Annotated in this window: 9 protein-coding genes; 5 read left to right on the forward strand and 4 right to left on the reverse strand. The window is 73.2% G+C overall.

The window, feature by feature from the left end; all coding sequences use genetic code 11:
* Positions 1 to 5: 5 nt before the first annotated feature.
* Positions 6 to 995, reverse strand: a complete 990-nt coding sequence (locus ACFVUH_RS29780) for a metal ABC transporter substrate-binding protein (RefSeq protein WP_387916416.1) — start codon at positions 993 to 995, stop codon at positions 6 to 8.
* A gap of 191 nt (positions 996 to 1,186) precedes the next feature.
* Here ACFVUH_RS29780 and ACFVUH_RS29785 point away from each other — a divergent pair, with 191 nt between their 5' ends.
* Positions 1,187 to 2,569: a glycine--tRNA ligase gene (locus ACFVUH_RS29785; RefSeq protein WP_355373051.1), complete on the forward strand. Its 1,383-nt coding sequence runs from the start codon at positions 1,187 to 1,189 to the stop codon at positions 2,567 to 2,569.
* A 69-nt stretch (positions 2,570 to 2,638) separates the two neighbouring features.
* Here ACFVUH_RS29785 and ACFVUH_RS29790 read toward each other — a convergent pair whose 3' ends face one another.
* Positions 2,639 to 3,940 (reverse strand): hypothetical protein, encoded by a 1,302-nt coding sequence (locus ACFVUH_RS29790; protein ID WP_387916419.1) that lies wholly within the window; start codon positions 3,938 to 3,940, stop codon positions 2,639 to 2,641.
* A gap of 190 nt (positions 3,941 to 4,130) precedes the next feature.
* Complete coding sequence (locus ACFVUH_RS29795; protein WP_387916421.1) at positions 4,131 to 4,736, reverse strand: NADAR family protein; 606 nt, start codon at positions 4,734 to 4,736, stop codon at positions 4,131 to 4,133.
* A gap of 207 nt (positions 4,737 to 4,943) precedes the next feature.
* Between ACFVUH_RS29795 and ACFVUH_RS29800 the strand changes: the two genes are divergently transcribed.
* Positions 4,944 to 7,331, forward strand: a complete 2,388-nt coding sequence (locus ACFVUH_RS29800; RefSeq protein WP_387916423.1) for a hypothetical protein — start codon at positions 4,944 to 4,946, stop codon at positions 7,329 to 7,331.
* 67 nt (positions 7,332 to 7,398) lie between these two features.
* Here the strand turns inward: ACFVUH_RS29800 and ACFVUH_RS29805 are convergent, their stop codons facing one another.
* Positions 7,399 to 8,745: a hypothetical protein gene (locus tag ACFVUH_RS29805; protein WP_387916424.1), complete on the reverse strand. Its 1,347-nt coding sequence runs from the start codon at positions 8,743 to 8,745 to the stop codon at positions 7,399 to 7,401.
* Positions 8,746 to 8,898: 153 nt separating this feature from the next.
* Between ACFVUH_RS29805 and ACFVUH_RS29810 the strand changes: the two genes are divergently transcribed.
* The 3 genes from ACFVUH_RS29810 to ACFVUH_RS29820 all read left to right on the forward strand — a co-directional run bounded on the left by ACFVUH_RS29810 (position 8,899) and on the right by ACFVUH_RS29820 (position 10,333).
* Positions 8,899 to 9,372 (forward strand): ATP-binding protein, encoded by a 474-nt coding sequence (locus tag ACFVUH_RS29810; RefSeq protein WP_387916426.1) that lies wholly within the window; start codon positions 8,899 to 8,901, stop codon positions 9,370 to 9,372.
* A gap of 155 nt (positions 9,373 to 9,527) precedes the next feature.
* Positions 9,528 to 10,067 carry an RNA polymerase sigma factor gene (locus tag ACFVUH_RS29815; RefSeq protein ID WP_387916427.1) on the forward strand — a complete coding sequence of 180 codons (540 nt, stop codon included), beginning with the start codon at positions 9,528 to 9,530 and terminating at the stop codon, positions 10,065 to 10,067.
* Positions 10,064 to 10,333, forward strand: a complete 270-nt coding sequence (locus ACFVUH_RS29820) for a hypothetical protein (protein WP_387916429.1) — start codon at positions 10,064 to 10,066, stop codon at positions 10,331 to 10,333. Before ACFVUH_RS29815 ends, ACFVUH_RS29820 begins: the two co-directional genes overlap by 4 nt.
* Positions 10,334 to 10,449: the final 116 nt, after the last annotated feature.

Genomic DNA, 10,449 nt, shown 5'->3' on the forward strand with positions numbered 1-10,449 from the left:
TCCCGTCAGCTGGTGGGGGTGGCGGTGGAGCCCGGGCCGGCGGTGGCGTCCGCGCCCAGGGCGGTCTGCAGGTTGGCCAGGTTCTGCCGCATGACCGTGAGGTAGTCGTCCTTGGCCGGGTCCTTGACGCCCTCCAGCGGGTCGAGGACGGCGGTCCTGAGGCCGAGGTCCTTGGCGACGGTCTCGGCGAGCTTGGGGCTGACCAGGGTCTCGAAGAAGATCGTGGTGGCGCCGTTCTCCTTGGCGGCCTTCTGGACGTCGGCGAGGCGGGCCGGGGTGGGCTCGGACTCGGGGTCGACGCCGTTGATGGCGACCTGGGTGAGGCCGTAGGCCTCGGCGAGGTAGCCGAAGGCGGCGTGGCTGGTGACGAAGGTGCGGGTCTTCGTGTCCTTCAGCCCGTCCTTGAACTCCTGGTCCAGGGTGGTGAGCCGGCCGACCAGTTCGTCGGTGTTGCGCCGGTAGTCGGCGGCGTGCGCCGGGTCGGCCCGGGCGAAGCCGTCGCCGACGCTGCGGGCCACCGCGGCGTAGCGGGTCGGGTCGAGCCAGATGTGCGGGTCGCCGGCGGCCTCGTCGTGGTGGTCGTGGCCGTCGCCCTCCGCGTGGTCCTCGGGGAGGTGGTGGTCCTCCAGCGGGGCGGCGGCGGTGGCGTCGATCCGGTACTTGGCGTGGGAGTCGGCGACCGCCTTGTCGACGGTGGGCTGCAGGCCCTTGAGGTAGACGATCGCGTCGGCCTTCTGGACGCGTCCGACCTGCTTGGCGGTGAGTTCGAGGTCGTGCGGTTCGACGCCGGCGGCGGTCAGGCCGGTGACCTTCACGTGCTCGCCGCCGATCGTCGAGGCGAGGAACTCCATCGGGTAGAAGGACGCGACGACGTTCAGCTTCCCGTCCGCGCTCCGGGCGCCACCGCCGTCACCGCAGGCCGTCAGGGTGAGGGCGGCGGCGAGGGCGGTGGCGCCCAGGGCTATGGCGCTGCGGGCACGTCGTCGGATCATCATGACAACCATTCTCAGATTAGATGGAAATGATTGTCAAATCACTCGGACGGGTGAACGAGCGGTGACGGTGAGTGGGCCGGTACCGGCGATACCGATTTGAACCCCGTACCCATATGGCCGGTAACCTGAGGTATTCGGGTACGCGCAACCAGCCGTGCCCTGACCGGGCCGTACGTACTGAAGAGAGCACTGTGGCAGCCGACAAGATCGAGACGATCGTCAGCCTGAGCAAGCGCCGTGGCTTCGTCTACCCCTGCAGCGAGATCTACGGCGGCACGCGTGCCGCCTGGGACTACGGTCCGCTGGGCGTCGAGCTCAAGGAGAACATCAAGCGCCAGTGGTGGCGTGCGATGGTCCAGGCCCGTGAGGACGTCGTCGGACTCGACTCGTCGGTGATCCTGGCCCGCGAGGTCTGGGAGGCGTCCGGCCACGTCCAGACCTTCAACGACCCGCTGACCGAGTGCCTCTCCTGCCACAAGCGCCACCGGGCCGACCACCTGGAGGAGAAGTACGAGGCCAAGCACGGCTTCCCGCCGCCGAACGGCCTCCAGGACATCAACTGCCCGGACTGCGGCACCAAGGGCCAGTTCACCGAGCCCAAGGACTTCTCGGGCATGCTGAAGACCCACCTCGGCGTCACCGAGGAGGCGAGCGGCCTGGCGTACCTGCGCCCGGAGACCGCCCAGGGCATCTTCACCAACTTCAAGGCCGTCCAGACCACCTCGCGCAAGAAGCCGCCGTTCGGCATCGCCCAGGTCGGCAAGAGCTTCCGCAACGAGATCACCCCCGGCAACTTCATCTTCCGGACCCGCGAGTTCGAGCAGATGGAGATGGAGTTCTTCGTCAAGCCGGGCGAGGACGAGCAGTGGCACGAGTACTGGCTCCAGCAGCGCTGGGACTGGTACGTCGGCCTCGGCCTGCGCACCGAGAACATGCGCCTGTTCGAGCACCCGAAGGAGAAGCTCTCCCACTACGCCAAGCGCACGGTGGACATCGAGTACCGCTTCAACTTCGGCGGCAGCGAGTTCTCCGAGCTGGAGGGCATCGCCAACCGCACCGACTACGACCTGACGGTGCACAGCGAGGCCTCCGGCCAGGACCTCAAGTACTTCGACCAGGAGTCCGGCGAGCGGTACTTCCCGTACGTCATCGAGCCGGCGGCCGGCCTCAACCGCGCCCTGCTGGCCTTCCTGCTCGACGCCTACTTCGAGGACGAGGCGCCGAACGCCAAGGGCGTCATGGAGAAGCGCGTCGGCATGCGCCTCGACCCGCGCCTGGCCCCGGTCAAGGTCGCGGTGCTGCCGCTGTCGCGCAACGCCGACCTCTCGCCGAAGGCCCGCGGCCTGGCCGCCGACCTGCGCACCGCGTGGAACGTCGAGTTCGACGACGCCGGCGCCATCGGCAAGCGCTACCGCCGCCAGGACGAGATCGGCACGCCGTTCTGCGTGACGGTCGACTTCGACACCCTGGAGGACAACGCGGTGACCGTGCGCGAGCGCGACACCATGACGCAGGAGCGCGTCTCGCTCGACCAGGTGAAGTCCTACCTGGCGGCGCGCCTCATCGGCTGCTGACGTCCTTCCGCCCGCACGGAGCCCCCGTCCGCCCTTTCCGGGCAGGCGGGGGCTCCGTGTTGCTCAGGCCTAGGACGCGCCCTGGCGCCAACCCCAGCGGGAGCGCGGGCGGCCGGCCGGGGTGGTCGGCAGGCCGGCCGTGCGCAGCGCGGCGAGCGTGGTGCGGTGGCGGACGGGATCGTCGAGTAGCGGCGTGAGCAGCGACTCGTACAGGTCCGGGCGGCCGGCCAGCGCGGCGGCCAGCCGGACCAGTTCGGCCGGCGGGCGCAGCGCCGGCAGCTCGCCCAGCAGCAGGGCGGGCAGCGGCGGGGCCATGGTGACGGCGAGGGCGGCGAGGTCCCCGGTGGGCCGGCCGGCCGCCTGGCGCAGCAGGGTCCGGGCGTCGGCGGTGCGGTCCGACCGGTAGAGCCCGGTGGCCAGCGCGGCCAGCTCGGCGGTCGGCGCGGAGCCCCATTCCCAGAGCAGGGTGTCGCCGTCGGCGTGCTGCCCGGCCCGCTCCAGGGCGTCCAGCAGCGCGGGCAGGCCGGCGGCCGGGCAGGAGCGGAGCGCGTGGAACAGGTCCCCGGCCTCCTCGGCCAGCCCGGCCTCGCGCAGCTCGGCGAGGGTGGTGGCGGCGTGCTTGGGTCCGGCGTTCACGGCGCTGCGGGCGAGGTGGACGGAGGCGCCGGCCGGACCGCGGCGGGCGAGCAGGGCGGCCAGGTGGGCGGTGTCCTGCGGGGTGAGGTGCTCGGCGCCCTGGTCCAGGATGCCGGTGGCCTCGTCCGGGGAGGCCCGGCGGTACAGGGCGGTGATGCGTTCGGCCAGGGCGGACAGCTCGGCGGGGGAGCGGCGCCGGGGCGGGGCGGGGGGCGTCGGCCGCTCGGCGGTGGCGGTCTGCTGGGGGTCGTGCGCTCCGCTGCCGTCGGCTCGGCCCCCGTCGGCTCCGCGTGCGTCGGTGCGTCCGCCTTCGGCGGACGGGCCGCTGGGATTGCCGGGGGGCGCGCCGACGGACGGGTCGGTGGGCGCGTTGGTGGGCGCGTTGGTGGGCATGCCGGTGGACGGGTCGGCGGGCGCGCCGGTGGGCTGACGCGGGATCCACCGACGTGGCGTCGGCTGCCGCAGCTGCTCCTCCAGCGCCTTCAGCCGGTCGCTCAGCTCCAGGCAGCGCGCCCCCAGCCCCTCGCGCAGGGTCCGCGCCTGGGTCAGCTGCCGCAGCAGCTCCGCGTCCGGCCGCTGCCGGTCGGGCAGCGCCCGCAGCGCTTCGGCGAGCCGCCGCTCGCGCTGCCCCGCGTACTGCCGGGCGCGGAGCAACTCGTCCAGTTGCGCTCTGAGTTCGAGAGCCGCCTGCTCGCTCTCACTGCCGCCCGCGTCCGGGGCGAGGGGCTGTTCCATGTGCCGTGTACGCATGATCACCGCAACCTGTCCAACTGGGCCCTGACGGCAAGACATCCTCGCGTCGAAATACGGCGTAGGCGTTACGGCAGTGCGTCCACTTGCTTGCGAGTGGTGTCCGGGAGCGCGCGGGGCGCAGAAGTGGTGAGCCGTCCGGCGCGCGTGCTCCGCGGGCGCGCCGCCCGACAGCTCACCGCGCGGCGGCGGTCCCGGTGGTCGCCGCCAGCCGGGCGCGGGCCTCCATGAGGGCGAAGCCGAGCAGGTTCTCGCCGCGCCACTCGGCGGGGCGCCGGGCGCTCTCGTTGTCGGCGCGCAGGCCGATGCCCCAGATCCGGTCGAGCGGGCTGGCCTCCACCAGGACGCGCTGACGCGTCGACAGCAGATAGGCGCGGAGCTCCTCGTGGTGGCCGAACTTGGCCACGTTGCCCTCGACGACCAGCTCGAACCGCCCGGACTTCCAGGCCGTGTCGTCGAAGTTCCGGACCTGGCGGCCCAGCTTCTTCGCCTCGGCGGGGCTCGCCGCCGCGAGGATCCGGGCGAGCGTCCGCTCGTCGCCGAACATCCTGGCCTTGCCCGCCATCATCCAGTGCTCGGCGGTCGCGTACTCGACGCCGTCGACGGTGAACGGGTGGTCGGGCCACCACTGGCTCAGCACCCCGGGCCCGAGCGAGCCGTCCCGCTGGTCCTGATGCCCCCAGAACATCAGCCACTTGGGCTCCGCGCCGACCGTCACGGCGGCGGTCAGCGCGGCGCGGTCGCGGGTCTCAACGGGGTCGATCGTGCGGTCGTCGCTCATATCGTCATGCTGACACAAAGGGGTCCGGGGCGGTCAACGGGTTTTCCTGGCTCGCCGCTTGACGGCCGGGCCGAAACTGTTGAGCGATGAACTAAGGAATGTGACATATTATTGGGTCTGGTTGAAATCGGACGTATCATCACGATTCGATTCCACCGGGAGGGACCCCTCGCCCTCCCGTACCCTCGAACATCCCTGGAGTCCCCCATGAGAGACCGCACGCCTCCCGCCGCCGGCGGGGAACGCCCGGCACCCGCACACCGGCCCCGGCGCACGCCCGGCCGGGCGGTCCTCGGGGCACTCGCCGCCTCGGCGCTCGCGCTCGCCCCGTCCGTGGCGCTCGTCGCCCCCTCGGCGTCGGCCGCCACGGCCGCGGACAAGGCCCCGACGGGCAAGGCCGCTCGGGGGCTCGGCGCCCAGCGGCCGATCGGCCCGGACCCGACGGTGGATCTGCTCGCGCACGGCAACCTCACCATGGCGTCCAACTCGGTGCTGACGTGCGACGACAGCGACGGCTCGGTCTGCAACGACACCGAGGGCACCAACAACAACCGCACCAAGTACGTGAAGACCGACCCGAACGCGCCGGGCAACAACGCGTCCTCCGCGCAGCTGGAGATCCCGGCCGGGGCCAAGGTGCTGTCGGCCCGTCTGTACTGGCAGTTCAACCCGACCAACACCAGCAACGCGGGCGGCACCTCCGGGGACATCAACACCGGCAACCAGGTGTCCTGGAAGGTCCCGGGCGGCTCCTCCTACGAGCAGCTCACCGCCGACACCTACGACTGGTTCGACCAGCAGGTCGGCGGCACCCCGCCGGAGCCGCTGCTGGCCGGGGCGGGCGTGAAGGACGTCACCGCCCAGGTGAAGGCCGCCGGTGCGGGCAGCTACACCGTCGCGGGCATCCAGGCGTGCGCCGGACGGTCCTCCGCGCAGAACTTCGGCGGCAACAACGTGGGCTGCTGGGGCGGCTGGTCGCTGGTCGTCGCCTACGAGAACCAGGCGGAGCCGCTGCGCTACCTCCAGGTCTGGGACGGCTTCCAACTGCTGCGCAGCCCCGACAACCTGGCGACGCTGACCCTCTCCGGCATCCGCACGCCCGCCACGGCCCCGCCGGCCACCATGGGCGTCACCGTCGGCGACGGCGACGCGCCGATCGCGGGCGACCAGCTGCTGGTCGGCTCCTCGACCGACAACCTGGCGCTGCTGTCGATGCCCGGCCCCACCGGGAGCGGCACGGACAACGCTTTCGCCGGCCGGATCGACCACGTCGCGGCCGACGGGACCGGCACCAACATCACCACCCGCAACCCCGCGCCGGTCAACAACTACGGCTACGACGCCCGGATGATCGACGTCACCGGCAGGATACCCGCCGGCAGCCACCAGGCCGTGCTCCGCATCAACGGCGCGGGCGACGCGCTGCACCCGCAGGCGGTCTGGCTCGCCGTCGACGCCCTGGAACCGGACCTGCAGATCACCAAGGCCAACCAGCCGGCCGGCTCCACCACGAACAACCCGCCCGGCACCGTCGACCCCGGCGCCGAGATCACCTACACCTTCAACCTCGCCAACCGGCACAAGGACGGCACCACCGCCGACCTCGACACCGCCACCGGCGTCACCCTGACCGACGTGCTGCCCGCCGGCACCAGCTACGTCGACGGCTCCGGTCCCGGCTGCAGCGCCTCCGGGCGGAACGTCACCTGCATCGCCGCCGACCTGGCGCCGGGCGCCGAGACCACCGTCTCCTTCCGGGCCCGGGTCGACGCCGGGCTCGCGCCGGGCACCAAGCTCGACAACACCTCCTCGCTCTCCTACCGCGGCGGCCAGACCGGCCGCGACCAGCAGCGCACCAGCAACACCGTGCGCAACACCGTCTCCGAGCACGCCGGCTACCGGCTCGCCAAGAGCGCCGACAAGGCCCAGGCCCTGCCCGGCGACACCGTGAAGTACCAGGTGGACATCACCAACACCGGCAACGCGCCGCTCACCGGGCTGACCGTCACCGACGACCTGTCCGCCGTCCTCGACGACGCCGTCTACAACGGGGACGCCGCCGCGAGCGCCGGCAAGGTGTCCTACACCCAGCCGGTGCTCGGCTGGACCGGCGACCTGCCGGTCGGCGGCAGCGCCCGGGTGACGTACTCGGTGAAGGTGAAGGACCCGGCCGCCGGGGACCACACGCTGCGCAACACCGTGGTGGCCGACCGGCCCGGCGGCAACTGCCCGGCCGGCTCGACGGCGGGGGAGTGCACGGCCACGGTGACGGTGACCACGTCCTCGCCGTCCCCGACCTCCTCGCCCTCCGCCTCGCCGTCCACCGACCCCTCCACCTCTCCCTCCACCGAGCCGAGCACCTCGCCGAGCACCTCGCCCGGTTCCTCGTCCTCGGTGACCGCGACCGGCGGCAGCAGCTCCCACCCGGAGCCCACCGGCACGCAGCAGCCGGGTGCCGGCGGTGGCGGTAACGGTGGCGGCGGCCTCGCCGCGACGGGCAGCCAGGTCGCGCTGATCGGCGGCATCGGCGCCGCCGTCGTCATCGGCGGCGCGGCCCTCGTCCTCGCCTCGCGTCGCCGGAGCCACCGGCACTGACGCCCGCTCCTGACCCGAGAGCGGCCCCACCGCGGTTGTCGGTGGGGCCGCTCTCCCTTTCCGCCGCTCAGGCGGCCTTCTGCCGGGCCACGTCATGGGTGCGTTGCCGCAGGCGGCGGACGGCCGGGATCTGCGCGTGGCCGGGCAGCGCGGCACCGAGGGCACGGAAGTGCTCGTCGCCCCGGGCGGAGCTGAGCGTCACGTAGTCGTCGAGGAAGCCGTGCCAGGTCTCGCACGCCGCCTCGATGTGGCCGAGCTCCGACTGCCTGCGCGCGAGCAGCCCGTTGGCGTGCACCCGTCCCTGCTTCTCGTGGCCCGGACGGGCCCGGGTGGAGGTCTGGAGCTCCTTGACCGAGCCCGGCAGGTCGCCGAGTTCGTACAGCACGTGCGAGACGTGGAAGTGGAAGGCGGCCTGGTCGTAGCCGCCGACGGCGTCGTTGCGCCCGTCCGCCCGGGAGAGCGCCGCCTCGGTCTCGGCCAGCCGGGCGAACGCCTGCCGGCGGTCCTTCACCATCGCGGCGCCGTGGGCCTGCTGACCGGCGAGGAAGGCCCGCAGCCGCGGCCCCGCCGCCGGAGCGGCCTCGGCGGCGGAGTCCGCGAGTTCCAGCGCCCTCGGTCCGTAACCGAGGTTCGAGGCCTGCAGGGCCATGCCGCGCAGGGTCCGGCAGTAGGTGGTGTGGTCCCGCGCCTCGCGGGCCAGCCTCAGCGCCTGGACGTAGTACTGCTGCCCCAGCCCGTGGGCCGTCTCGTACATCGCCATCCAGCCGGTGAGATAGGTGAGGTCGGCCGCCGCCGCGAGCAGCTCCGCCTTCACCGGTGCGCTCCCGGCCGCCCGGAGCCACGGCCCCACCGAGTTCACCAGGAACGCCGCCGCCATCGGCCGGGCGTGCGCCGCGCCCAACTCGTCGAGGATCCCGGCGATCCGCTCCGTCATCGCCCGGACCGTCCCCACCTCGCCCGCCCCCACCCGCACCGTCCGGCCCGTCCCCGCCCGGGCGGCCCGCTCGGCGGCCTCCGGATCGTCGAACACGGGCAGGGTGAGCGCGACGGAGTACAGCCCGGCGGCGAGCACCCCACGGCGGGACGGATCCATATCGGCCTTTCCGATCGACATCAGGTCGGACAGTGTGCTGGTGCGACCGCCTCGCCGGCCGTGCTCGCCGAAGCCGGTCTCCTCCGGTGTCACCGGCCGGTCCAGGCGGCGCGCGAAGGCCTCCCGGACCAGCTCGTGGACCTCCGCGCGCGGCCGCACGCCGGAGAGCCAGTGCGAGACGGAGGACTTGTCGTAGGTGAGCGCCAGACCGGCCTCCACCCCTGTCCGGTTCACCGCGCGGGCCAGCTGGTCGTTGCTCCAGCGGGCCTGGAGGAGAAGTGCGGCCAGCGCGGTGTTGGGTGTGCGCGGTCGTCTCGCCATCGCGATCCCCGTTTCTCCGTTCAACCGGTTCAACGACCGGACCGGCTTCGCCGATACTCCCTCTCCGTGTACCCGCGTTGACTGTAGGTCAGCCCATCGGCCGTGCGGAGGCGCTCGTGCCCCGTACGCACCACTGACCGGACGGAGCCCCCCATGACCATCAGCCTGTCGGAGAAGGCCGGATCGCCCGTTCTCGGCGCCTGGGCCGTCCCGCCCGACGAGGAGGCGGTGGTGGCCGCGCGGCGGTCGGTGGTGGAGAGCGCGCGGAAGCGGGGCGTACCGCTCTCGACGGAGGCCCTGGGTGAAGTCGAGCTGTGCGCGGGCGAGTTGATCGCCAACGCGGTGGAACACACCCGCGAGCGCTGTACCGTCACCGTGCGCTGGGCGAACGGCCTGCTGCGGGTCGAGGTCGCGGACGTCCGTCCGGCACTCGTGCGCGGCGGGGCGGAGCCCGAAGCCATCGGCGGCCGGGGCCTGTTGCTGGTGGAGGCGCTGGCCGAGGGGTGGGGCTGGAATTGCTCGGGCACCGGCAAGGTGGTCTGGTTCACGTACGCCCCGGATCTGCCGGCTCCGGCTCCGGCTCCGGCTCCGACTCCGGCCCCTGCTCCGGCCTCGCGGGCGGGGTGAATCCTTTCGCGGGGTCGCCGCCTCTTATGGGCGGCTTCGGTGAGCGCCGGGGCGGAGGAGGAGGATTCCGGTGATGGTCTGGGTGGCCGTGGCGGCCGGCGTGGCACTGATCGTGACGTGCGGCGTGACCGTGCTGCGGAAGTGGGGGCGGCGGCGTGGCTGAGGTGCGGGAGTGGGTGGGGAGTTCGGTGGTGGCCGCGGCGCGGGACGGGGACGTGGAGGCGATCGCCGCGTTGGTGTCGGGGGCGCATCCGCATGTGCGGCGGTTCGCCCGCTCGCTGTGCGCCACGCCGGAGGACGCCGAGGACGCGGCGCAGGAGGCGCTGATCATCCTGTACCGCAAGATCGGGATGCTGCGGGCGACGGGGGCGCTGGGTTCCTGGATGTTCCGGATCGTGCGCAACGAGTGCCTGCGGCGGGCGCGTTCGCTGCTCAGGGAGCGTCCGGCGGCCGGGGAGGCGCCGTACCGGTCGGTGGAGGACGAGGTGCTCGGGCGGCTGGAGGCCGGGCGGGTCGCGGAGGCGATCGCCGCGCTGCCGGAGGACCAGCGGCGGGTGCTGATCATGCGGGACGTGCAGGGGCTCAGCGGACGGACGGTCGCCGATGTGCTGGGGCTCAGCACCTCCGCCATGAAGTCGCGGCTGCACCGGGCGCGGGCCTCGGTGCGGGCGGTCACGCTCGGAGGGGAGCGGTGAAGGCCGGGGAACCGGGGCGTGCGACCAGGACGCTGACCGGGCAGTTGCTGCGGGGCGGGGTCGGATTCGGCGCGCTGCTGGGGGCGTTCGCGCTGCTGCCGTTCGCCGGGCCGGTGGCGCTGCTCCTGCTGCCGGTCGCGCTGCCGGCCTTCCGGGGGTGTCCGACGTGCTGGGTGATCGGGCTGCTGGAGACGGTGTCACGGGGGCGGCTGCGGCGTGAGTGCGTCGACGGGCGCTGCGCGTCGGGGAAGGGCGGGGGGACGTAGGGACGTGGGCGCGGGGGGGGGGCCCCCCCCCACCCCCCCGGGCCGCCCCCAGCCCCCCCGCCCCCCCCCCGCCCCCCACGCCGGGGGCGGTCGGGGCCGGGGGGGGGGGTGAGTTT

Source organism: Kitasatospora sp. NPDC058032 (assembly GCF_042885845.1).
Lineage (GTDB): Bacteria > Actinomycetota > Actinomycetes > Streptomycetales > Streptomycetaceae > Kitasatospora.